Genomic DNA, 22,583 nt, shown 5'->3' on the forward strand with positions numbered 1-22,583 from the left:
CGAAAGATTCACCTACTATTATTTTTTATAGGAGAGATGATTTGAATTTTGCGGCTTTAACTATTCTATTTACGCTAACAACGTAAGAATCTGCAAGCTGCAACAATAAAGACCGGGTTTATAAAAAGTGCACCAGGTCACATTGCATTTTATGCAAAGCGTGGTGGTGTTGAAGTTCTGAAAAAAGAAACAGAATTATTGATGCATATAGAAGTTAGCAAAACCTATTATGTAAACTGCAATGTAAAGCAAAGCTTTACCTATAGCAGGATAAAAATGGATGAATTCATGGAAAGCACCGGAAAAAGGGATTAAAAGATAGAAGAGAAGACAAGTGTACAGAATAATAAAGGGATCCCGTACACTTTTGTAAAGTTTATACTCTTAGGGAAATGCTGGAAAAAAGAGATTATTAAAATCTGTAGGTTACATTAACACCCTTTACTTTGCCCGTAATAGGGACGAAAGAAAAGCCTTTATCCTGGCATTGATGAAAATAAGGAACCAGTAATCCATAGGCAGAACCCAGGGAAACTCCGATTGCAAGATCAGTAGGGAAATGATCGCCGCCCCTGTATCTCAAATAGGCAGTGGTGGCCGTGGCAGCAACCGCTATTCCATAAAACATAAACCGGTATGGTGAATTAGGATGATATGCAGAAAACACACTTGCTACGAATAAAGTAGAAGATGCAGGAACAGAAGGATGACCCCCATAGAAACTGTCTTTTGCATGGTTACTGGTTTTTTTCTCAATCGGCACTTCAGGCACTTTAATTCCGTCTACAATCAGGCTGTCTTTATTATATACATAGGGCCTGTATTTGTCAACACTGGCCGCGGCCAGTGAGTAAGAGGTGCCTGTTATTCCGAGGGTTTGGACATATAATAATGCAATCTTCAATGCATCCTGCCTGATCTCCCTGTCTGCAAGAAGGATTAATCCATACAGGAAACTGCTGTAGAAAAAAACATCACTGAGATTATTTGCAGTAACACTATAATTATGAATATCATGGCGGTTTATGCCAATTTTTATATCCCGCTCCGGATCCAGATTTAAGATTACACCAACATCTGAAGAGGTTTTTTTACTGAGAAGAGAGAACCCGGTTATGGTTCCTGCTATACCAAGTACTGTAATAGAAATATCAATTGCTGGTTTTATGTGAAAAGGACAATTTACATGATCCCGGGATCCGGCAGACTTTAAGTTTAATTCCGTATGAAGACTCGAAGGATTTATTATAGTATGAATACTATCTTCAACCGATGCAGGGCTGCCGGAATTTAACAGTGAATCACCTGAAACCCCCAATGTATCTTTTACAGATAAAATTGAATCAATATTGATTTGTGCCTTACAAGCATAGTCTAAACACACTAACAGCAGCAGAAAAAAAAACACCTTATTCATAAATTATGGGAGGATTAAGATTAAACTTCCGATAACAAATAAAGTACCATGAAATGATCTGCCTGCCTTTCCTGTATCGTATAGATTAATTAGCTCATGAAGATTATTCAGAGTATGGCAAACAGTTTAATTTCGGCTGCTGATTCTGCATGATTAAAACAAAATGGATTGAAGTCAGCATAAAAAATTACGAATCTCCTTAAATAAATAGCTACAGTAAGCATATGATACAGAAAGTTTCAGCTCACCTAAAAAAAACATATGCAGCTATTGCACTTTTATCTGCAGAACTTATTATAGTCTTTATATTTTTTATCATCGCCTTTGCAGGCTTTCTTTTTATTGCAGACAGGATCTTTCTTCAGCACAAATATGCTTTTGATCAAAATGCATTTAACTTTCTGAAGACCTATGTTACTGATATGAATACCGAAATCCTGCTGTTTTTTACATTTCTCGGAACCTCAGATTTTCTTATTCCTGCAAACATCCTTTTAATCTCATATTTTGCATTTGTTCAGAAACACAAATGGTATTCTATTAAAATTCCTGCCATCTCTATCAGCAGCTTACTGCTGATGCTCGGACTAAAGGAATTATTCAATCGTCCCCGCCCGCTTATTCCCCTTTTACATCCAGCGGAAGGATTAAGCTTTCCAAGCGGACATGCACTAACCAGTGTTACATTCTATGGCTTACTGATCTATATTATCTGGGAGCGTATAAAAAATAAGAATCTTAAATGGTTTTTGATTTTCCTGCTCGTACTCCTTATCTGCACCATCGGATTTAGCCGTGTATACTTACGGGTGCATTATGCCAGCGATGTATTAGCAGGATTTTGCGTAGGTCTCATCTGGCTTGTGATCTCCTTGTCCGTTCTGCGCAGAATTGAACGGTATACTCACAAGGAGATAGACCCTATAGTAGATAATAATGCTTAACGACTTTTAATTGATGCTTATTTATGCTGCGGATCCTTTCTGTAAAATGCCGCAGTTAAATAGATAGGGTCTTTTATTAAAGAAGTCTTGCTCACCCCTGTTTTTGGAAAGTTCTGATATAAAAGTGTTCAGGGCTTCTACCAAGGAGACTACTAAATTCGGATTAGAGGTAACAGCCAATGGTCCCCTGAATTTCTGCCAGGGTGGAAATGTTAAGCTTACGGCTAAGGGTAACGGCGAAAATACCTATCAGTGGTATAGAAAACAATGAACCCATTAGTGGAGCTACCGACAAAACGTATAAAGCTACCACTTCAGGAGGCTAGTATGTTGTTCGCACAGGAGATCAGGGATGTGGTTCTATTTCTTTTATTACAGATGTTAATGTGAATTGTAAGGAAGGTGTTTTCACCGTAAATCAACAGGAGGGATATCCAAATCCATTCAACAATCAATTTCTTCTATTTTTCATTAATCCCCAAGCATTTTTTTTATCTTCATGTTTTATCTAACTATTTTATGAGAAATATTACCAGAAATAAGATTGTTAAGTTTTGTTCAATATTGAAATTCATAGCTCTTTGCTTAATACTAATTATATTTTTGTTTGGACGTGCGTTTGCTCAAAAAAATCTGAACTGCAGCATATATATGGATGATGCATTTACCAGCCTGAATAAAGATGAGTTTGTAGAACAAATAGCAGTGGATAAAATTAATGACCAGGAAGAGGATGTGTATATGGTGGGTTTATCTTATAGCTCACCGAAAGATGCCACTTATCAATATTGTGATACTTCAAAAAATTTAGGTAACGGAGATGCATTTTTAACTAAGTATTCTTACAATCCGGCTGATGGTAACATAAAACATAAATGGAATGGAAAAATCAAATATTCAGGGAGTGCAGGCATTGATAAACCAACAAAAAACGTTGACAGGTACGATTGGGCGTATTGTATTGCAGTAGATCACCAAAACACAAATACTTACGTATATGTGGCAGGTGCAAGCTTGTCTTCGGAACAAGCCATGCAATGTGAAACATGTAATGGCTCATCAGCCTTTCAACCATTACCATCTGATAATTTTGAAGGATTTATTGCAAAATATGATGCTACTGATGGATCCCTTCTCGCCTACACCTATTTCGGTGGTCCCAAGGGTAAAGATGAAGTGCTTGACATTGCTATAAAACCAGGGAGAGACCATGATGTGTACGTGGCAGGGTATACCGAAAGTGAAAACCTGGGATTTCGGGCTCTTAATACGTATGATAAAAAAATAGGTGCTAACGGTGACGGATTTATTGCAGGCTTTGATAATTGCTTAACTCAATTAAAATATTTCACCTATTACTCTATTGATTCTTCAAAATCGGCGGATGGACAGGATCGCTGCCATTGTCTTAGGTTTAGTAATAATGGGAATGAATTATACGTATCAGGAACTTCTGACCAGGGTACAGCTGGTATAGCAACTAAAAATGTCTATCAGCGAAATCCAGGTGGGGGCTCTGATGCTTTTGTGGGAAAATGGAAATTAAAAGGTGCTGCTTACAAACCCGTTTGGGGAACTTATATAGGTGGTGACAGTTTGGACAGAGGAAGAAAGTTAGCCATTACAGATCCTAAAATTACAGGAGAAACTTATGTCTATGTAACCGGCTGGACGCTTAGTGACAATCTAAAACTGGTGCCCGGAAGCTCTGTTATTCAAGACAAATCGGCTGGGGGTAACGACGCCTTTCTTGTTAAGCTTGATGGATCAACAGGAATGGGTATCTGGGCAACCTATTTTGGTGGCTCCGAAGGTGATTTTCCAAATGGTCTTAATTGGTTTTATAGTAAAAAAACCGGAACCCAATGGGTTGCCATGGCAGGAATAACTTCGAGTCCTAATACTACCGGATTTATTAAAGGATATCATGGAAAAGATAAGCTGAAGGATAATTTGTCGGGCCTTCGCGATGCCTTTTTTGCAACCTTTAATGACCAGGGGAATAAGGTGAATCTTGATTATGCTACTTATCTGGGAGGATCAGAAGATGAAAATTTCTCTTTGCCTGATTGCGGATTTAATTGCAACTGTCTGTACAATAATGCTTTTTCAGGGTATGGCTCTTCCGTTGCAACACTTAATGATGGCGGGGGCACAGTCTATGTTTCCTTCTCCACTAACAGTCCGGATGTGGACGATTCTTTACATGGACATGCAGGTGGCACCATCTATAATACCGGAATTCCATTTATTTGTCCGGATTGTCCTAACTGCACCCACGATAATTACGATGCCTTTATGGTGAGAATGGATATGTGCAGTGGAAAGACCTGCAATGATTCACGAATTTCAACTGATCAGAATTCAAATATTACTTTGCATTTGACTCCAAACCCATTTACAGATAATATCTCTGTTGATATTTTCAGTGACCAGAATGATATCGCAAACGTTACGGTTTACGATGAGTTGATGAAAGTTGCATTCTTAAAAAACATTTCTCTGGTTCCCGGGGATAATAGGCTATCACTTGATTTTTCATCTTTCCCTCCGGGCGTTTATATTGCATCAGTGAAAGTGAGCAGCCAGATCAATCAGATTAAACTGGTAAAACAGTAATACCTTTTTTTATTAGCGAAGAGGCCATTGTAGAAACCAAAGTTTCGCACTTTCGAAAAAGATAATCTTGATTTATAATACTCTAAGTGACTTATACAATTAAAGTTTTGTGGGAGAAAAAGTCGCATGAACTTTTTACCGACAATAAATACAGCAGAGCGCATTACTGGTTTTTTGATGGTGGTGTTGAAATATCAGCATCTGCGTCCCCACAGGTAGTTCCACTTCCCATGGCTGATGAATCAGCTGTTGATCCCGAGGAAGCCTTTGTTGCATCCCTTTCAAGCTGTCACATGCTTTTTTTCTTATCCATTGCAGCTGCAAATAAATTTACGGTTGAGAAATATGAAGACTTTGCAGAAGGAATAATGAGTAAAAACGAGGATGGAAAACTGGCAATGACTGTTATTAATTTAAAGCCTGAAGTAACGTTTTCAGGTGAACCAATTCCTACTGCTGAACAGATTAGTAAGTTTCATAAACTTGCGCATGATAAATGCTATATAGCAAATTCTGTGAGGTCGGTAATCAATATAATTGGATCATAACATTATGAGATCTCAGAAATGTTTTTCAGAATACTTATGAACTTAATAGTTTAACTGGAAGCTTGTTCAGAAAACTGGATTAATCATAAAATAAAAGATTAACAGAAACATTTAATACCCTATAAAAAACCAACAGCAATATCATTGTCGATATAATCGGTATCTGTGCTAGTTCTTTACTTTATATATTCTTCTTCCAATTGCCATTGCAGGCCAAAGAAGCATTGGAGACATTCTGCTGATCGGAACTGCAAAAGAGAATTGCAGGTATCCGATTAGTAATCCAATTATAAAAATAGCGGCCACCACGAGGCCTCTGTAGCAAAAATAATTTACCAGTTTCCTATTCTCCAGTCCATGGCTAATATTATTTTTTGGATTCGCAATAAAGCGCCACATCAAAAATCCCATTAACCTATTCAAACCCATATTACTGACATAAACGGCATAAGCAGTATTGCTCATCGGATAATCACCATATAAGGCCGAACTGAATGGCATTAGCACAATTGGCAACAGATAAAATAAATTGATTCATAGCAATCGTGAATTATAATTTATGACATAAGTAAACATCCGGTGATGAACGGTCCAGTAAATACCGATGATAAAAAAACTTAATAAAAAACCAAAAAACTTTGGAAAATTTGTAATAGAGCAAGTTCTATAGCTTCATCTGTGTAGGGTTCATTAAGATGGGGTAATTTTAATTCAATTACAAGAAGCGTAATTGCAATGGCAAATACTCCATCGCTGAACATAATAATTCTCTCCAGGTTCATCTTATTTTCTGATGCAGGATAAGAAGTATTCATAGATACATGGAAAGCAATTCTTATTAAAGGTGACCCAATCCTGGAGTCCTTGTCTATTGCCGCATTTAAAAATACCATTTCATTATATTGCATTCGCAAAATCTATGGAACTATTAAAATTCTGCTTAGTGATTTAATTGTTAGCTATTTTTAATTAACTTGCCTCATCCTGCTTATTGTTTAATCAATCTGAAAAGAACTCATGAAAAAAATTATTTTACTAATTATCTTATTTAGTATTACCATTTATAGCCAGGCTCAGATAGAATATGTAGCGCCTCAACCGGGATCGCAATACCAAAATACAGACCGGAATATTATTTTACGACCCGGTGAAATACTTGATTTAAAAAGTATTACTTCATCCTTATTTGAAGTGAACGGTTCATTGAGCGGAATTCACAGTATTAGTTATAAGACAGCCCTTGATAACAAAACAATTATCATACATCCGGATCAACCTTTCCTGAATAGTGAAGAAGTAACCTTCAATTTGCAACCGGGGCTGAAATTGGCAGATGGTCAGCCAGTTAATCCTTACCAGTTTTCATTTTATACAAAAAGAAAATATACTGCCGCAGAGCAGCAGGGCATTGCCAGCTTCAGGCAAAAAATTGTGCAGGATGAATTTGGAAGCTTAACACCTCAACAAGCTCCGTTTAAGAATTCACCTTCTCCTTTTTACGATATCCTTGTCAACCAGAATGCAACACCAAGTGATGTTTTTTTTAGCAACTGGAGCCTTTTTGACAGTCCAACCAACAGGTGGTGGATAATTAAAAATAATGGGGATTCTGTTTACTCAACCCCGGTAAGCTTTAATCCATTTTTCTTTGACTTAAACCATAATGGTTATATAACAGGATTTAGTGTTGGCAATTATAGTATGCTCGACTCAAATTATGTAACTATTAAAACTTTCAGCGCAGTCGGTTACCCGACAGATCTCCATGAATTCCAGATTTTTCCCGATGGTCATTATTACCTGTTCGGAGATGATGATGAAATTGTGGACATGACGCAGTATGATCCTTCCTATCAGCCCAACGCTACTGTGGAAGGCAATGTGATACAGGAATTTGATGCAGCCGATAATCTTATTTTTGAGTGGCGCACATTCGACTATTTTAAAGTGACAGAAGCCATACACGAAAACCTTGCAAATGGCTTTATTGATGCTACACACAGCAATTCACTGGAAGAGGACGTAGATGGAAATATAGTTGTTTCATTCCGGCATATGGATCAGATAGATAAAATCAACATAAACAATGGGAAAATAATGTGGAGATTAGGCGGCCAAAAAAATCAATTCACCTTTGACAATGATTCGAGTATATTTAATTATCAGCATGATGCCCGCTTACTTTCTAATGGTGATTTAACAGTTTTCGACAATAATGTTTTTGGAACACCTGATTATGCATATGCAAGAGAATACAAACTGAATATCAGTAAGCTGAAGGCTACGCTTGTCTGGTCTTATACTCATCCACCTGTAAATGGAGTTCCGATGACCAGTTTTGGGCTCGGAAGCGTTCAGCGATTAGATAACGGGAATACTATGATTTGCTGGGGTAAGGTTCCTTTCATGAGTGGATTGGCTAATGCTACCGAAATAGATGCCCAAAATAACATTGTATGGGAAATACTTTATACTCCCGAAAATTATGATGTTTTCTATCGTACCCTTCGTCACGATTGGTCACCGTGTGCACGGCCTTCCACTTCACTTCTAAGCACTTCAAAAATTACTGCCTCTTCAGCAAAACTTAACTGGAACGCTTCTACAGGGGCAAAAAAATATGACATTGAATATCAAAAAACAGGTGCTTCAAAATGGACAAGCATAATTGTTGGGGCAAATGTTTTATCTTATAACCTTACTGGTTTAAAAGCAGGTAGTAACTATCAATGGCACATTAAAACGTACTGTACTAAAAGCGGATCTACGCAATCGAATTTTAGTGAGCTCGTTACTTTTAAAACTAAATCTGCGAGGTTAGAAAATCAGCAAAAAGCACTGGTTATAAATGTTTTTCCCAACCCTGCACATTCCGAATTACAGGTTAACTGGTCTCCGGATTTCACAGCTTCTTCAGATATTTATTTAGAGCTGCTTGATAATTTAGGCCGTGTTATTAAACAATGGCAATTGTCAAATAACGTTTATCAAGCTGAATTATCTCTTACCGGAATTCCCAAAGGAAATTACATGATCCGGTTCATTACAAACAACCAGCAACAAATATCGAAACTGGTGATCGAGTAAATATTAGTTAATAGCTAATTATGCTTTAGCTTAAAGAAGACAATCAGTCTCGCAAACAAAAAAACCGGTTGTTTTATAAGCAGTAATGTCTCTTTCGGAAATTATCAGAGAAAAGATTAAGCTGGACGGGCCGATATCTTTCCACCATTTTATGGAAATGGCTTTGTACTATCCTGACCTCGGGTATTACACTTCTTTAAGAGATAAAATTGGTAAGCACGCCGACTATTACACAAGTTCTGATTTCACATCTCTTTTCGGAGTAATGGTTGGTAAACAAATAGAAGAGATGTGGAGCATACTCAACGAACAGCCATTTTCAATTGTAGAGTATGGAGCAGGAATGGGTTTTTTGTGTCGGGATATCCTGCATTATTTAGCGAATAATAAGAAATTATATGGTGCAATCCGCTATTGTATAATCGAGAAAAGTGCGGCAATGCGTGAGAAACAGAAATTCATTTTGAATGAAAAGGTGAGCTGGCATAATTCCATTTTTGACATTCCTGAAATTGCAGGTTGCGTATTATCGAATGAGGTATTAGATAATTTTTCAGTACATCGGGTAGTGATGGAAGATGACCTCATGGAAATTTTTGTAGATTATGAAAATGATTTCGGAGAAATAATCAAACCTGCGCCTCCTGCTTTAAAAAATTATCTCGATGAATTAAAGATTAATTTATCCAATGGGTTTCATGCGGAAATAAATCTAGAGGCTATCAACTGGATCAGTGATATTGCAGCTTCGCTTAAAAAAGGTTTTGTTATAACCATAGATTACGGATATCCTTCTTCTGAATTATATGTTGAATCACGAAGAAGTGGCACCTTAATGTGCTATTCAAAACATAGTGTGAATGATCAGCCGTATATTGATATTGGAGAACAGGATATTACTGCACATGTAAATTTTTCTGCATTAGTCCATTGGGGAGAAAAAAATGGATTGGAATGTTGCGGATTCACAGATCAAAGACATTTCTTACAAGGCCTTGGCCTTGCTGATTACCTGAGAAAATTGGAACAAAGTGCATCCGGCGACCTAAAAATTAATAGTGAGAAAGTAAATTTTTTACATACATTACTTATGGATATGGGAAGTAAATTCAAAGTATTAATCCAACAAAAGGGGCTTAAGGAAACAAATCTATCAGGGTTAACTTTTGCGAGACAAATCAATTGATTCTGTATTCATCTGTAATTTTTGAGGTAATTTTTTTTATTATTCGGCTTGTTAACTGATAAGAATGAAAGGTTTATGGCCAAATACCTAAAGTAGTATAGGAAGAGGCTACTTTATCAATGGCTACTACAAAAGCTGCTGTGCGCATGTCATGGATGTTTGGGTTTCTTTTCCATGTTTCATGCACCTGATGGTACGCACTGATCATGGTATCTTCCAGTCCACTATTCACCAAGTCCTCTTCGCCGGCACCATGCTCTAATAACTCTTTGGCATTGGCATCAAGCCGGTGGCCAGTTACCTGCTCAATCTGATCCATGAAAATTTTATTGGTATTTTCTGTGAAGCGTTTATCCATTCTTCCGAACCGAACATGTGATAAGTTCTTTAGCCATTCGAAATATGAAACCGTTACACCCCCGGCATTTAGAAACATATCCGGAACAATTAGTACATTTTTTTGCAAGAGGATTTCTTCACCACCCGGAGTGCATGGTCCATTTGCCCCTTCTGCAATGATCTTTGCTTTTATCCTTGGTGCATTTTCTTCAGTGATTTGGTTTTCCAAAGCTGCCGGAATTAGAATGTCACATTCTATTTCAAGCGCAGCGCCAGGATCATTAATCACCTGAGCATAGGGATAATTCATTAATGTTCCATTTTCAGCTTTCCACTTCATAAGGTCTTCAAGATCCAAACCTTTCTGATTCATTAATGCGCAATCTATTTCAGCAACTCCAACCAGTATAGCTCCCGCTTCAGTAAAAAATTTAGCTGAGTAATAGCCTACATTCCCCAATCCTTGAACCACTATTGTTTTCCCTTCTATGCCGGGCTGCAAACCATATTGTTTCATATCAGAAGCGATACTGCAAGCTTCACGGATGCCGAAATAAACACCACGTCCCGTTGCTTCTTTTCTACCACGAACTCCACCGTTCGGAATAGGCTTTCCCGTAACACAGCCGTAAGCATTAATTTCACCGGGATGAAATGCTACATAAGTATCAACTATCCAGCTCATTTCTCTTTCTCCTGTTCCATAATCCGGGGCAGGAACATCGATGCCAGGCCCGATGAAATTTTTCTTGATTAATTCTGTGGTATACCGGCGGGTAATTCGCTCGAGCGTATCATCGCTATATCTTTTTTTATCGATCTTTATTCCACCTTTTGCCCCTCCAAAAGGAACATCCACAATGGCGCATTTATAGGTCATCAATGCCGCTAAGGCCATCACTTCATCCTGATTTACATCCATACTGAAGCGTATGCCACCTTTGCATGGAACTTTATGCTGAGAGTGCTGTACCCTGTAAGCTTCTATTACCTCAACACTTTTATGCCCCGTTTTTTTATCTTCCACCACCACAGGAAAATGCATTTGATAAACACTGTTACATGTTTTAATCTGTGAAAGAAGCCCCGGATCGTAGTTTAAAAATCCCGCCGCCTTATCAAAGTATTGCTCTACGTTCTGAAAAAAATTCTGACCGCTTTGAGTACCGTTTTTCATGTGGATGACCTGTCTTTAAATTTTTTTTCGAGTTTAGAAATTTTTCGATCCTGAAATATTAAAAAAATTATAATTCCGGCAAATATAGTAATCAGTATAGTTATCACTACGTATAACTTATAAGAATTACGAAGGAAATCTGATGCTTCCTGATCGATAGACTTGTCCTGGGCAAACACCATTATTGAATACAGGGTCAGCAATAAAATGGAAATAATTTTTTTCATATTGTAGTCAAGAATTGAAAGAGGCTTGTTCTTCGGATTTAATTTTCGTGTAATTAAACATATCAGATCCGGCAAGCATTTCTAATTCCATCAATCGCAACCGGGACCAGAGGGTCATTAACCATACTCCAAGCAATGTCCAGCCGATTACCGCAGGGTAAAAAACCAGGCGCATATCGCCATCAAGATCATAAGCAGAAAAGCCGGGGTTTCCCCCATTCCCAGGGTGTAACGAATCGGTAAGCCGCGGTACAATAAAAATCACCGGAATAAAAATAGAAAAAGACATCACGTTAAAAACAGCGGCTACTTTTGCACGTCTGTCAATATCATCAATGCTGCTGCGAAGTACAAAGTAGGCAAGATAGATTAACATTCCTACGGCAGCACCAAGTAGTTTCGGGTCATTTACCCACCATGCACCCCAGGTCGTTTTAGCCCATTGCATGCCGGTTAAAATACCCATTGTCCCGAATAACAATCCGATGCCAGCACACGAGGAGGAATAAACATCATATTTGATACTATTATTACGCAGGTACCGGATGCTGTAATACAATGAAATGAAAAGCAGTAATGTCATTCCAAACCACATTGGGACATGAAAATAAAGATTACGAATGGATTCATGAAGAATGGGCAGATCCGGAGAAGGAATCAGAAAGCCGGCAATTATGGTGTAGGCAATAAGAACAACACAAAGAAATTTCCACCACGATTGTTTTAACAAATGCATACTACGGAGGTTATACACTAAATTTTGATCTCATATGATTCTACAATAGACCCTTATTTTTAATCGCGCCAAAGATATGGAAATAATAAAATCGCTAAGGAGATCATTAAAGTATCAAGCGCAAATAAAAGAAGGAAATCACGATAGGGGAAATTCTCAATATGATTTAATAAGGCATATTGACTAAGTTTTATTAAGAGCAACAATACCGGAACTATAAATGGCAGACTAAGAATTGCCATGAGGGTCATATTCTGATTTGCCTTTGAAGAAATAGCTGACATCATAGTAAAAGACAGGCCAAAGCTGATGCCTCCCAAAATAATTACTGCCGTAAAAAAGGAAAGTTGCACTATCGGGCTTTTATTTATTATTGAATAAAGCAGCAGGCCCAGTAATGCCAGAATAATCATCATAGCACTATTGTATATCAGTTTCGAAATAATTACCGAGCGCGGATTTGCAATTGAATAATAGTAAAGCACTCGTCCGCGGCTTTCCTGCATAAAACTTTTTGCCACAGCACTTACGGCGGTGAAAAGCAGGGTAATCCAAAACAGAGTAATCCAGGTAAGGGGTTCTATTTCAACCATACTTATATATATTAAAAAGATGGTTGCCGCCAGATATAAAGCAATGCCGCTTAAGGAATAGCGCTGGCGCCACTCAAGAGTTATATCTTTTAATATAAGTGCACGAATTTCTTTCCACATAATTACCACGAAAATAGAGAAATAGGATCCGTAAAGTCATAGTATATTTTACATTAAAAGCACTGTTTCTATCAGCTTTAAAATCCGCTTGTAATTCAAAATATAGAATGCATTTTTTACATTGTGAATTATGAAAAAAATACTGGTTGCAAACCGGGGGGAAATTGCGTTGCGGATAATGCGTACTGCAAGGGAAATGGATATTTCAACGGTGGCCATTTTTTCTGAAGCCGACCGGAATGCCTTGCATGTACGGTATGCGGATGAAGCCATTTGCATTGGCCCTCCTCCTTCTAATCAATCTTATTTATCAGGCGATAAAATTATTGAAGTAAGCAGGCAATTGAAGGTAGACGCGATACATCCGGGCTATGGCTTCCTTAGCGAGAATGCAGATTTTGCAAAAAAGGTGCGAACTGCAGGATTGATTTTTATTGGCCCTTCACATGAATCAATTGAAATGATGGGTAATAAAATAGCCGCAAAAGAAGCTGCCAAAAGAAACAATATTCCATTAGTGCCTGGAACAGAGGAACCAATAAAGGACATTTCACTGGCCAAAAAACTAGCAATTTCTATCGGTTTTCCAGTCCTGATTAAAGCTGCAGCGGGGGGAGGCGGAAAAGGTATGCGGGTTGTGTTCAGAGAAAATGAATTCAACGAGCAGGTAATCCGTGCCATGAGCGAAGCACAAGCAGCCTTTGGAGATGGCTCCGTATTCCTCGAAAAATATATCTCTTCACCACGGCATATTGAAATACAAATTTTAGGTGATGAACACGGCAACCTGGTTCATCTTTTTGAACGCGAATGTTCTATACAGCGGCGCCATCAAAAGCTTATTGAAGAATCACCCTCTTCTGTTCTTACTGAAGAATTAAGGATGAAAATGGGCGATAGTGCACTTACCATTGCAAGGGCCTGCGGTTATTATAATGCAGGAACAGTGGAATTTTTAGTAGATGAAAATCTGAATTATTATTTTTTGGAAATAAATACCCGCTTGCAGGTAGAGCATCCGGTTACAGAATATATTACCGGGCTTGATCTTGTTAAAGAGCAGATAAAAATCAGCCGTGGAGAGAAATTATCCTTTACCCAAAATGATCTGAAAATTACGGGTCATGCAATTGAGCTACGGGTCTGTGCCGAAGATCCATTAAATAATTTTTTGCCTGATACAGGAACCCTTGTTACCTATAAACGACCTCAGGGACCCGGTGTGCGTGTAGACGATGGTGTAGAAGCCGGAATGGACGCACTTATTTATTATGATCCTTTACTGGCTAAGCTGATTGTGCATGCACCCGACCGCCATAGCGCTATAAAGAAAATGGTTCGTGCAATAGAAGAATATAATATTTCGGGAATACAAACCACTTTATCTTTTGGAAAATGGGTCATGCAACATCCGGCATTCATTAGCGGAAATTTTGATACAGGATTTATTCCCCGTTATTTCTCTTCAGAAAATACTCTATTACAGGAAGAAATAACCAAAGAAAAAGAGATTGCTTCCATCCTGGGTGCTTTCCTTTTTGATCAAAAAAAACACACTAAAAACCTCACATCAACAGTGAACTCGGATATTCCAATCAAGCAACCTCAAAGGACGAATTGGAGAAAGAGAGGGATAAGAAATTACTGACACTCCAGGATAATATCAGGAGTAATTACTTCATTGCTGAGATGCCCTGCGCGGTCCATTATCTGTATTGTATAATGAAAAGTGTCAGCTGACAATCCAGGAATACAGTTTACTCCATCTAAGGTATAGGCAATTTTTCCAGAAATGTCTTTCACATTGCCCTCCGGAGTAATATATGGAAACTGAAACGGGTACACTGATCCGGTGCGGCTATCCTTAAAAAAAAGATTCGGGATAGTATCATCCGGGAAACTTGTTGATGCACCCAAATCACCATCGCCGTCAGTAAAGGAAACAACAACCGTAAGCGAATCATATGCAACACCAGAGCTTGATATTCCACGGACATGATTTGCACTTATGGAGTCAAATTGAATAACAGGAATTACATCATAATCAGGCGGCTTAAGGCAGGAAGCCAGCACCGTTAATAATATGAACCCAACCAGTATTTTTAGTGACATATTCCAACTCTAAATTAAAAAAACCTCAGAAATCATACTTAATTATTGCAACCTTAAAAAGTCTGCAAATTCGCTCAGTTCCATAAAACAATAATCAACGTTTGATTCCGGAGAAAATTTTTTTAACGGATTAAGTAATATTGTCTTCATTCCCGCCCGTTTTCCAAATTCCATATCGCTCATGCTATCGCCTACCATTACACTTTTTGTAAGGCTTATTTCTGGGTAATCCTGCTTTGCCTGTAAAGCCATACCGATGTTTGGTTTTCTGAACACAGAATTCTCAGATTTTAATTGTGGCGCGAAATAAATTTTATCCACTCTCCCACCATTTTTTATTATTTCCGCCAGAATATATTCATGAATAGTACTAACGTCTTCATCAGACATTAATCCCTTTCCAATTCCCTGCTGATTTGAAACAATAAAGGTTCTTCTGAATAAGGACGAAAGAAAAACAATTGAACCAATTATTTTAGGCAGCCATTCAAACTGGTGAATATTCCTTACGTAATCTCCCTCTATTTTTTTGTTGATAACACCGTCCCTATCCAGAAATAAAGACCACGAATGATCAATAGATAAAGTCTTCATCAGAAAAAAAGTGAAAGTTCTTTCTGACAACGCTGGTAATCTTCAGGAATTCCAATATCAATGAAGTAATCATTAAACGGAAATCCATAAAAATCCATTTGAGAATAATACCTTTCCATTAAATCTTTTTCAAACGAAAATTTTTCCTGCAGCTTAATTTGTTCAAAAATTTTACGGTTCATAATGTAAATGCCTCCGTTTACTTCTCCTTTCTCATAATAGCGCTTTTCTTCAAACGAAATGATCTTATTCTCTGCATTGGTTACTACTACACCATAGCGATCGAAGTTTACCATTGGCTTTAACACAAGGGAAAGTAAAGTCTTTTGTTGACAATGGAGAGTATTCAGGTTATGGAGGTCAGCGGCGAAAAATGTATCACCGTTCAAAACAAAAAATTCTTCCTCTTTAAATGTGTGAGATGCTTTAAAGATGGCCCCACCTGTACCCAGCGGTGCTTCTTCTACACAATAAGTAAGCTTTATAGAATTAAATTGAGATCCGAAATAATCGTAAATGACTTTCCATTTATAACCAACCGATAATATGCATTGGTCTATTGCCTGCTGTTCCAGGCTGTTTAAAAGAAAACTCAAAAAGGGTTTCCCATTTACCGGAGCCATCGGTTTTGGAATGTCTTTTACAACAGTTTGAAGCCTGGTCCCAAAGCCACCGGCAAGAATTATAGCAGTAGTTATCATCTAAGTCTTTCTGAACATAAAACGTGATTATTTAAAACGCACGTTATGTGAAATTGCGACCTTCATCCTGAAAAGATATTCCTTTGAACAGTCAATATATAAACAGCATTATTTTATCCATGCTATTTTCCTCTCTCAAACATCTTTTCTTCAACGAGTTCGCAAATAATATGACCCATCATAATGTGCGCCTCCTGGATGCGTGGTGTATCATTTGAAGGTGCATTTAACAATAATGTGCACAGGTCTTTCATTTTTCCACCCTTTTCTCCCGTCATTCCAACTGTTATCATCCCGATTTCATTGGCGAGCTCCAATGCTTTAATAACATTTCCGGAATTACCTGAAGTGGAAATTCCAAAAATAATATCACCTTTTCTACCCCTGGCCTTCACTAACCTTGAATAAATTTGCTCGTAGGAATAATCATTCGCCACAGCAGTGATGTAAGAGCTATTTACATGAAGCGCTTCAGCGTCAAGCGGATCCCGGTCAAAATAAAACCGGCCGCTTAATTCGGCAGCAATGTGCTGGGCATCGGCAGCGCTACCACCATTCCCACAGAACAATACTTTTCCATCATGTCCATAACAGTTCACAATTTCATTTGCAACAACCATCATCCGGTTAATCAATTCATGATCTTTTGAAATTTTTTCTTTTACATCAATTGAAGCAGCAATAATTCTTTTAATATTTTCCATACAAATTATTTAACCAGTGTTTTTTATTAGGGATAATTTAGATCGATTAGATAGAATTGAATGCAATTTGTTAATGCTCTGAACTAGCGTGCTGTCCATGTAGTAACTCCATTCTTTGTGAATTGAAATCTTCTGAACTCGCCTCCATACTGATGCAAGCGGTCAAGCACTGCATATCTTGTATGACCGGGACAATAAAAGAACATAAAACCTCCGCCGCCAGCGCCGGAAATTTTGCCGCCGCTAGCCCCGGCAGCTAATGCTGCATCATAGATTTCATCAATCATAGGGCTTGAAATTCCATCAGCAGTTTGTTTTTTAAATTGCCAGCCAAAATTCAGGATTTCCCCAATCTCGTGAAGGTTTCCACGTAACACCGCTTCTTTCATCTGAACTGCCTGTTCCTTCAGCTTGTGCATTGCATCAATTGATTTTGATTTTTTCTGAGCAATATTTCCGCTTTGCATCTCTATGATTTTAGACGACAAGCGGCTGGTACCGGTATAGTATAAAAGGAGGTTTAACTGCATCTCATTCAGGTAATTGTCTTTTATTCGCAGCGGGTTTACTATTACCTTATCATTTCCATAGAATTCCATAAAGTTAAATCCACCAAATGTTGCAGCATACTGATCCTGTTTTCCACCCGCCATGGCAAGATCTGTTCGCTCAATTTCATACGCCAGATGGGCCATATCATATTCACCCAAGGGTAGCTTCAGCCATTCTGTAAATGCTCCAATGATTGCAACCATTAACGTAGATGAGGTTCCTAATCCCGATCCGGCCGGTGCATCTACATACGTTGAAAGGCGAAAACTCATTGGATAATGAGTAAAATCCTTTACGATACGATTATAAATCCCTTTAGCCAATATTAAGCTTCCATCAATTGGGAGTTCATCAGTTATATCATATTCTGCAATTTCATTTTTATCTATAGCATGCAGAATTATTTTACCATTGTTGAGAGGTTCAATAGTGGCATAAGCAAATAAGCTGATGGTTGCATTCAATATTGCCCCGCCATATTGTTCTGAATATGGACTTACATCCGTTCCCCCGCCTGCTAGTCCTATCCGCAGTGGTGCTCTGCTTCTATAAATCATTAGTTTTACTTTGGCGGCAAAAATAAAAAAAGAGATCAGTTATCTTTTAAATACTTATAGATGCACCATTCACTCTAATTTATTTCAGGGAAATAATCTATTACAATGAAAAACGACCGGTCTCTGCTTTCTAATTTTTTTAATGGTTTCAGGTTTGCACTGGCAGGATTGAGAAGTGCTTTCCTATCTGAGCTGAACATTAAATTTCATTTTGCAGCAGCAATCGTTGTTATCGTAGCTGGGATTTATTTTAATGTTACATCTGTAGATTGGCTCCTGATAGTTGGCGCTATAGGTTTTGTATTGACAGCAGAATACCTGAATACTGCAATTGAACAGTTAACAGATTTAGCTTCACCACAGTTTAGTGAAAAAGCAGGAAGGGTTAAAGATATTGCAGCATCAGCTGTCTTAATTGCATCAATTACTGCTGCCACTATCGGAATGATTATTTTTTATCCTTACCTTATTAAATGATATAATTGTATTATATCAATTTCAATTAGCCTCTGACTAATATCTCAAAATTATTAATGCATGTATTTTTTCATTGATTGAAACCCTACAGCTGCCTGCACAAATAAATAAAGACCGATTGGCCAGGAAATAAATACTACCGCAAGAATCCAGCCTACGTTAAAATGCTGTTGTCCTAAGACGACAAGTAAAAAGGGAATTATAAGCAGAACAATCCCGATCACTAAAAATGCCATTAGAGTAGAATTGGTGTAAAGATGGGTACGCTGATAAAACTTCGTTTGGGTAAAATTGCCCCAGGTCATCGAGGCATGTTTGGCAGCGCGCGTCCGGGCAGCATTTATCCAATAATAGTAGACTTCATATTTAAGAGGATCGTGGTCCGTTTTATAATCTTCTAAATAAATTTCGTGCGTATTTTTATGAATGAGTATTTCATATGCTTCATTTACCAAAATAAATTGGTCCAGGGCACCGGGCGATTTATTACTGCTGGGATGATACTCACGGGATTTATTGCGGTATGCCCGTTTAATCTCCATTTCACTGGCATCTTCAGATAAACCAAGTATTTCGAAATAATTTGGAAGCATGTAATTACGTTTGGAACGTCACAAGTTAAACAAAATACAAAATATTTAAAGGAGGTTAATAAATTCATTATAACCGCTGAAAAACAAATTGGGGATATCCTTTTTTCCCCTCAGCATTATAGAAATCTATAAAATGAAGCTTCCAATAGGCACCTTCCAGGTCCCTGATGATATAATTATAATAGGTCTTTACGGTATATGCCTGTGTAGTAAAATTGTATTTCTTCCAGGTGTACCCAATAATATCCCGTTCGCTGCTGTAGGTGTATTTTAAGACTTCAGGATAATTTATAGAGTCAAAATTAGCTGTTGAGTCAACGGCAACTTCAATATCCGGATTTATTAAAACCCCCGTTACCACGTAAGGAAGGGCTGGATGCTCAGTATAAAAAATGTAACGGTAGCGTGTAAAAAGTAAGTCCCACTTCGGACTGACTGGTTCGATAGGTAACGTTTTACCACCTGTCGCAAAGGTAAAATACAGATACGTGAATTGGGGCTTTTTAAAAATATCGTATATCACTTCATCGCTCCCATCCAGGTTAGCATATTGCATTTCATAATGCTCCTCATCCACGGATTGAAATATTATTTTTTTAAAACGGTCTTTGCCACTTTTGCCAGGTCCACGGTCCAAAACATAAACAAAACGGTCACTTCTCCAATCACCTATTGCTGTTGAATCGGTATTCCAGCTGGCTTCATCCCATTTCCAATTTCTATTTGCTGTATCGGTAACTGCAGCAAAGTGCTGCGTATCGGTATTTGCAATTAATTCCTGGCTACCGCCATTTATCCAGATGTGCCACCCGGAAGCTGACGATTCAAAAGCCATATCCCAGATATCAAAACTGCTTCCTAATGTATCCTTTGTTTCTAAATCAAAGTATTCCTGGTGTTCATAATTATTTCCCATTGAAATCTGAAAAACTTCTTCTGAACCGGGGGGTGGCAATGCTATCGCATCGTCTTTTTTAAAGCAGGATGAGGTGAACGCTACAAATACCATCAGTAGAAATACAGACCATTTATATTGAAAAATACTCTTTCTCATCTCACGCCTCTTTAAATAACTTTATACGCATGCTCATAAATAAAAACCTTCCTAGACCATAAGGAATGGTATCGCCACCCGCTGAATGGAAATTTCCATTCGCAGTATTTGTTTGAATATCTATTACATTAAATATATTTTTAATTCCAGCTGAGAGCGTAACTCTTTTAGTCCAGAAATATTTAATAAATGAAACGTCGGCAATAGTATACGATTGTATGTACGTTTGATAGACATTTCCCTTATTATCCACATTAAATCCAGGTGTATTGCCCGTGCTTTTTAAGAATAAAGCAATTTCCAATTCAGGTTTCGGAATGGAAAAAGTAAAATTGCTTTGAAACTCAGGGGAAAGGGAGTATCGGGATACATTATATTTTGAGGAAAGTGTATCATAGAAACCCAGCAACGAGAACCCCGAGGTTAAAGAAAAATTTTTCAAACGAAAATTTGCTGTAAATACTGCACCTGTCGATTTATATCTGCCGATATTAATATAGGAATACTGGTTTATTGCACTATCCGTAACTGCTAGTGCTATTACATTTTTAATATCATTGAAGAAAAAAGAAGCATCAAACTTTAATAATAAATCTTTTTCATGCAGTAAATTTTTAACCGTAAAGGATAAATTGAAATCATTAGAGGTTTCTGCTTTTAATGCATTATTTCCTACTATGTTATGATTTACATCTACAAAATACAGTGCAAGTTCTTTTAAGGAAGGGGCACGAAAACCACGGGCGTAGGATGCCCGTAACAGATATCTGTCCAGTATATCATATTTAATATTTAAGGAAGGTGTTACAGGTGCGCCATAGCGGGAATTATAGGTAGCACGTAATCCGGGCCGAACTGTAAAATCGGATGTAACCTTATATTCTATGCTGCCAAACAGAGCATAATCGTTTATATTCTGTGATTTATTTTTGAGATGTGTGCCGTTTCCCGACTGTATATTAATATCATATCCGGTCTGAAAATTCAAACGTTGGGAGGAAATGTTGTCGCTATAAGTTCCTCTGAAATTGAGAGAATTAAAAACTGTGGTATCCTGACTTCCGGCATCGGTTATTAAAAATTCATTGAGAGAAACTAGATCCTCCCGGTAGGTATTTTTTATTCTCCTGTAGTTTGAATAGGCATTAAGAAATTGAATCTTGCTATTATTTGAAAAACGATACTCCGCATCAACGGTTTCATCCAAACGGCGCGTAAAATAATAATCATCAAAGGCATAAGCCTGGTATGGGCTTATGAGAGGTGCGCCTTTATTTTGAATTTCTTCATTATAATATGCAGTTTTAATTCCGAGCTTAAATTTTGCAGTATTGTAATTATAGTCTGCTGATCCAAAATATTGAAGCTTCGGCTTCCATTCCTTATATCGCGAAGTATCCTGCTGTGAAAATCCACCAAAAAAATACCGTCCCCCTGAAAGAGCCAATGAGTTGTTTGATTTCCTCAGGAATATAGCTCCATCTGCATTATAAGTTGCTACAGATTCGTATTGGAAATTAATATCAGCTTCCAGAGGATAGCTGCTGGCTTTACGTGTTACCAGGTTTATAACTCCACCCAACGCATCAGTTCCATAGATAACAGACATTGGACCTTCAACTACCTCTACCCGCTCTATATTATTTAAGTTTAACTGGCTAAGATCGATATTGCCATTCTCCCTGCCAATAACAGGGACACCATCCATCAAAATTTTAATATTTTGCCCGGAGATACCATCAATGCTAACATTACTGCCGAGCAGGTTATCCTGCGAAAGACGCATTTCCAGTTGATTTGATAAGAGATCTGAAAGGTTTTGAGCCGCCATGGAGCGGATAATTTTCTGATCAAAAACTTTTATATTATATACTGATTTGTCTGAAGTATTGATATCGTACTGACCCGTAACCACTACATCATTTAAATCTATTACTAATTTAAATAGGTGAAATGTATATGGCTCATCAGGCTCTACCTGACCCTGGTATGACTGGTAACCGAAGCACTGTATAAAAATAGAAGCGGGATACGGATATGTATTTAGGAACTGACCTTTGGAATTGGTAAAAAACATTTCCTGTTTTTTCGCAGCATCCTTGTTGCCGGATTTAAGGATAATGACCGCATTCTGTACAGCAATGTCAGAATCTGATAGTACTGTGATAACGGAAGCTTGCTGGCAAAAAGCTCCTTTCATTATTATGAGGAATCCGAATAAACTCCATTGAAATTTGATGCTCATA

24 protein-coding genes are annotated in these 22,583 nt (G+C 37.8%); 8 read left to right on the forward strand and 16 right to left on the reverse strand.

From position 1 onward, the window contains the following. Positions 1–412: 412 nt before the first annotated feature. A complete protein-coding gene (locus H0W62_04935; GenBank protein MBA3647885.1) occupies positions 413–1,417 on the reverse strand; it encodes a phosphatase PAP2 family protein in 1,005 nt (334 codons plus the stop codon). Between the two features lie 224 nt (positions 1,418–1,641). Between H0W62_04935 and H0W62_04940 the strand changes: the two genes are divergently transcribed. From H0W62_04940 to H0W62_04955, 4 genes are all read left to right on the forward strand, one after another. Then, the gene (locus tag H0W62_04940; GenBank protein MBA3647886.1) at positions 1,642–2,361 is read left to right on the forward strand and encodes a phosphatase PAP2 family protein; all 720 of its coding nucleotides are present in this window, start codon (positions 1,642–1,644) and stop codon (positions 2,359–2,361) included. A gap of 103 nt (positions 2,362–2,464) precedes the next feature. Beyond that, positions 2,465–2,632, forward strand: coding sequence for a hypothetical protein (locus H0W62_04945; protein MBA3647887.1), 168 nt, complete (start codon positions 2,465–2,467; stop codon positions 2,630–2,632). Between the two features lie 380 nt (positions 2,633–3,012). Continuing rightward, positions 3,013–4,980, forward strand: coding sequence for a T9SS type A sorting domain-containing protein (locus tag H0W62_04950; GenBank protein MBA3647888.1), 1,968 nt, complete (start codon positions 3,013–3,015; stop codon positions 4,978–4,980). Positions 4,981–5,066: 86 nt separating this feature from the next. Next, entirely contained in the window at positions 5,067–5,528 is a 462-nt protein-coding gene (locus H0W62_04955; protein MBA3647889.1) for an OsmC family protein, read from the forward strand. A 168-nt stretch (positions 5,529–5,696) separates the two neighbouring features. Here the strand turns inward: H0W62_04955 and H0W62_04960 are convergent, their stop codons facing one another. The 3 genes from H0W62_04960 to H0W62_04970 are packed head-to-tail and all read right to left on the reverse strand — an operon-like array spanning position 5,697 to position 6,436. After that, positions 5,697–6,029, reverse strand: coding sequence for a hypothetical protein (locus H0W62_04960; GenBank protein ID MBA3647890.1), 333 nt, complete (start codon positions 6,027–6,029; stop codon positions 5,697–5,699). 33 nt (positions 6,030–6,062) lie between these two features. Continuing rightward, on the reverse strand, positions 6,063–6,182 hold the full coding sequence (locus H0W62_04965) for a DUF1211 domain-containing protein (protein ID MBA3647891.1): 120 nt from the start codon (positions 6,180–6,182) through the stop codon (positions 6,063–6,065). Next, complete coding sequence (locus H0W62_04970; GenBank protein ID MBA3647892.1) at positions 6,146–6,436, reverse strand: DUF1211 domain-containing protein; 291 nt, start codon at positions 6,434–6,436, stop codon at positions 6,146–6,148. Before H0W62_04970 ends, H0W62_04965 begins: the two co-directional genes overlap by 37 nt. 109 nt (positions 6,437–6,545) lie before the next feature. Here H0W62_04970 and H0W62_04975 point away from each other — a divergent pair, with 109 nt between their 5' ends. Both H0W62_04975 and H0W62_04980 read left to right on the forward strand, forming a co-directional pair. Continuing rightward, complete coding sequence (locus H0W62_04975; protein MBA3647893.1) at positions 6,546–8,615, forward strand: aryl-sulfate sulfotransferase; 2,070 nt, start codon at positions 6,546–6,548, stop codon at positions 8,613–8,615. A gap of 85 nt (positions 8,616–8,700) precedes the next feature. Then, the gene (locus tag H0W62_04980) at positions 8,701–9,801 is read left to right on the forward strand and encodes an SAM-dependent methyltransferase (GenBank protein ID MBA3647894.1); all 1,101 of its coding nucleotides are present in this window, start codon (positions 8,701–8,703) and stop codon (positions 9,799–9,801) included. Positions 9,802–9,874: 73 nt separating this feature from the next. On the opposite strand, the gene H0W62_04985 is transcribed toward H0W62_04980, so the two are convergent. From H0W62_04985 to H0W62_05000, 4 genes are read right to left on the reverse strand one after another with little or no spacing between them, the layout of a single operon-like run. After that, a complete protein-coding gene (locus tag H0W62_04985) occupies positions 9,875–11,317 on the reverse strand; it encodes a Glu/Leu/Phe/Val dehydrogenase (protein ID MBA3647895.1) in 1,443 nt (480 codons plus the stop codon). Continuing rightward, on the reverse strand, positions 11,314–11,544 hold the full coding sequence (locus H0W62_04990; GenBank protein ID MBA3647896.1) for a CcmD family protein: 231 nt from the start codon (positions 11,542–11,544) through the stop codon (positions 11,314–11,316). The genes H0W62_04985 and H0W62_04990 overlap by 4 nt, the downstream gene beginning before the upstream one ends. Positions 11,545–11,551: 7 nt before the next feature. Further along, positions 11,552–12,280, reverse strand: coding sequence for a cytochrome c biogenesis protein CcsA (ccsA, locus tag H0W62_04995; GenBank protein MBA3647897.1), 729 nt, complete (start codon positions 12,278–12,280; stop codon positions 11,552–11,554). Between the two features lie 59 nt (positions 12,281–12,339). After that, positions 12,340–12,993 (reverse strand): heme exporter protein CcmB, encoded by a 654-nt coding sequence (locus tag H0W62_05000; GenBank protein MBA3647898.1) that lies wholly within the window; start codon positions 12,991–12,993, stop codon positions 12,340–12,342. A 130-nt stretch (positions 12,994–13,123) separates the two neighbouring features. On the opposite strand from H0W62_05000, the gene H0W62_05005 reads away from it, so the two are divergent. Next, positions 13,124–14,641 (forward strand): acetyl-CoA carboxylase biotin carboxylase subunit, encoded by a 1,518-nt coding sequence (locus tag H0W62_05005; protein ID MBA3647899.1) that lies wholly within the window; start codon positions 13,124–13,126, stop codon positions 14,639–14,641. On the opposite strand, the gene H0W62_05010 is transcribed toward H0W62_05005, so the two are convergent. The 5 genes from H0W62_05010 to H0W62_05030 all read right to left on the reverse strand — a co-directional run bounded on the left by H0W62_05010 (position 14,635) and on the right by H0W62_05030 (position 18,213). After that, on the reverse strand, positions 14,635–15,105 hold the full coding sequence (locus H0W62_05010; protein ID MBA3647900.1) for a hypothetical protein: 471 nt from the start codon (positions 15,103–15,105) through the stop codon (positions 14,635–14,637). The genes H0W62_05005 and H0W62_05010 overlap by 7 nt on opposite strands. Positions 15,106–15,147: 42 nt before the next feature. Continuing rightward, entirely contained in the window at positions 15,148–15,699 is a 552-nt protein-coding gene (locus H0W62_05015) for an HAD family hydrolase (GenBank protein MBA3647901.1), read from the reverse strand. After that, positions 15,699–16,400 (reverse strand): NTP transferase domain-containing protein, encoded by a 702-nt coding sequence (locus H0W62_05020; protein MBA3647902.1) that lies wholly within the window; start codon positions 16,398–16,400, stop codon positions 15,699–15,701. The genes H0W62_05015 and H0W62_05020 overlap by 1 nt, the downstream gene beginning before the upstream one ends. A gap of 122 nt (positions 16,401–16,522) precedes the next feature. After that, positions 16,523–17,104, reverse strand: coding sequence for a D-sedoheptulose 7-phosphate isomerase (locus tag H0W62_05025; GenBank protein MBA3647903.1), 582 nt, complete (start codon positions 17,102–17,104; stop codon positions 16,523–16,525). 83 nt (positions 17,105–17,187) lie between these two features. Further along, positions 17,188–18,213, reverse strand: coding sequence for a dehydrogenase (locus H0W62_05030; GenBank protein ID MBA3647904.1), 1,026 nt, complete (start codon positions 18,211–18,213; stop codon positions 17,188–17,190). A 105-nt stretch (positions 18,214–18,318) separates the two neighbouring features. Here H0W62_05030 and H0W62_05035 point away from each other — a divergent pair, with 105 nt between their 5' ends. Next, complete coding sequence (locus H0W62_05035) at positions 18,319–18,690, forward strand: diacylglycerol kinase family protein (GenBank protein MBA3647905.1); 372 nt, start codon at positions 18,319–18,321, stop codon at positions 18,688–18,690. 53 nt (positions 18,691–18,743) lie between these two features. On the opposite strand, the gene H0W62_05040 is transcribed toward H0W62_05035, so the two are convergent. The 3 genes from H0W62_05040 to H0W62_05050 all read right to left on the reverse strand — a co-directional run bounded on the left by H0W62_05040 (position 18,744) and on the right by H0W62_05050 (position 22,582). Further along, positions 18,744–19,283: a J domain-containing protein gene (locus H0W62_05040; GenBank protein ID MBA3647906.1), complete on the reverse strand. Its 540-nt coding sequence runs from the start codon at positions 19,281–19,283 to the stop codon at positions 18,744–18,746. A 67-nt stretch (positions 19,284–19,350) separates the two neighbouring features. Continuing rightward, on the reverse strand, positions 19,351–20,337 hold the full coding sequence (locus tag H0W62_05045; protein MBA3647907.1) for an HmuY family protein: 987 nt from the start codon (positions 20,335–20,337) through the stop codon (positions 19,351–19,353). A 1-nt stretch (position 20,338) separates the two neighbouring features. Beyond that, positions 20,339–22,582, reverse strand: a complete 2,244-nt coding sequence (locus H0W62_05050; GenBank protein MBA3647908.1) for a TonB-dependent receptor — start codon at positions 22,580–22,582, stop codon at positions 20,339–20,341. Position 22,583 lies beyond the last annotated feature (1 nt).

This window comes from Chitinophagales bacterium, from assembly GCA_013816805.1.
In the GTDB taxonomy this organism is placed as follows: domain Bacteria; phylum Bacteroidota; class Bacteroidia; order Chitinophagales; family UBA10324; genus MGR-bin340.

What these genes read in the sequence shown, in the direction of transcription:
- H0W62_04985 (MBA3647895.1), bottom strand. Translation starts at nt 11,317, where the DNA reads ATGAAAAACGGTACTCAAAGCGGTCAGAATTTTTTTCAGAACGTAGAG.
- H0W62_05050 (MBA3647908.1), bottom strand. Translation starts at nt 22,582, where the DNA reads ATGAGCATCAAATTTCAATGGAGTTTATTCGGATTCCTCATAATAATG.
- H0W62_04940 (MBA3647886.1), top strand. Translation starts at nt 1,642, where the DNA reads ATGATACAGAAAGTTTCAGCTCACCTAAAAAAAACATATGCAGCTATT.
- H0W62_04970 (MBA3647892.1), bottom strand. Translation starts at nt 6,436, where the DNA reads ATGCAATATAATGAAATGGTATTTTTAAATGCGGCAATAGACAAGGAC.
- H0W62_05000 (MBA3647898.1), bottom strand. Translation starts at nt 12,993, where the DNA reads ATGTGGAAAGAAATTCGTGCACTTATATTAAAAGATATAACTCTTGAG.
- H0W62_04975 (MBA3647893.1), top strand. Translation starts at nt 6,546, where the DNA reads ATGAAAAAAATTATTTTACTAATTATCTTATTTAGTATTACCATTTAT.
- H0W62_05025 (MBA3647903.1), bottom strand. Translation starts at nt 17,104, where the DNA reads ATGGAAAATATTAAAAGAATTATTGCTGCTTCAATTGATGTAAAAGAA.
- H0W62_05035 (MBA3647905.1), top strand. Translation starts at nt 18,319, where the DNA reads ATGAAAAACGACCGGTCTCTGCTTTCTAATTTTTTTAATGGTTTCAGG.
- ccsA (MBA3647897.1), bottom strand. Translation starts at nt 12,280, where the DNA reads ATGCATTTGTTAAAACAATCGTGGTGGAAATTTCTTTGTGTTGTTCTT.
- H0W62_05010 (MBA3647900.1), bottom strand. Translation starts at nt 15,105, where the DNA reads ATGTCACTAAAAATACTGGTTGGGTTCATATTATTAACGGTGCTGGCT.
- H0W62_04950 (MBA3647888.1), top strand. Translation starts at nt 3,013, where the DNA reads ATGGATGATGCATTTACCAGCCTGAATAAAGATGAGTTTGTAGAACAA.
- H0W62_05015 (MBA3647901.1), bottom strand. Translation starts at nt 15,699, where the DNA reads ATGAAGACTTTATCTATTGATCATTCGTGGTCTTTATTTCTGGATAGG.
- H0W62_04960 (MBA3647890.1), bottom strand. Translation starts at nt 6,029, where the DNA reads ATGCCATTCAGTTCGGCCTTATATGGTGATTATCCGATGAGCAATACT.
- H0W62_05030 (MBA3647904.1), bottom strand. Translation starts at nt 18,213, where the DNA reads ATGATTTATAGAAGCAGAGCACCACTGCGGATAGGACTAGCAGGCGGG.
- H0W62_05005 (MBA3647899.1), top strand. Translation starts at nt 13,124, where the DNA reads ATGAAAAAAATACTGGTTGCAAACCGGGGGGAAATTGCGTTGCGGATA.
- H0W62_04935 (MBA3647885.1), bottom strand. Translation starts at nt 1,417, where the DNA reads ATGAATAAGGTGTTTTTTTTTCTGCTGCTGTTAGTGTGTTTAGACTAT.
- H0W62_05040 (MBA3647906.1), bottom strand. Translation starts at nt 19,283, where the DNA reads ATGCTTCCAAATTATTTCGAAATACTTGGTTTATCTGAAGATGCCAGT.
- H0W62_04990 (MBA3647896.1), bottom strand. Translation starts at nt 11,544, where the DNA reads ATGAAAAAAATTATTTCCATTTTATTGCTGACCCTGTATTCAATAATG.
- H0W62_05045 (MBA3647907.1), bottom strand. Translation starts at nt 20,337, where the DNA reads ATGAGAAAGAGTATTTTTCAATATAAATGGTCTGTATTTCTACTGATG.
- H0W62_05020 (MBA3647902.1), bottom strand. Translation starts at nt 16,400, where the DNA reads ATGATAACTACTGCTATAATTCTTGCCGGTGGCTTTGGGACCAGGCTT.
- H0W62_04980 (MBA3647894.1), top strand. Translation starts at nt 8,701, where the DNA reads ATGTCTCTTTCGGAAATTATCAGAGAAAAGATTAAGCTGGACGGGCCG.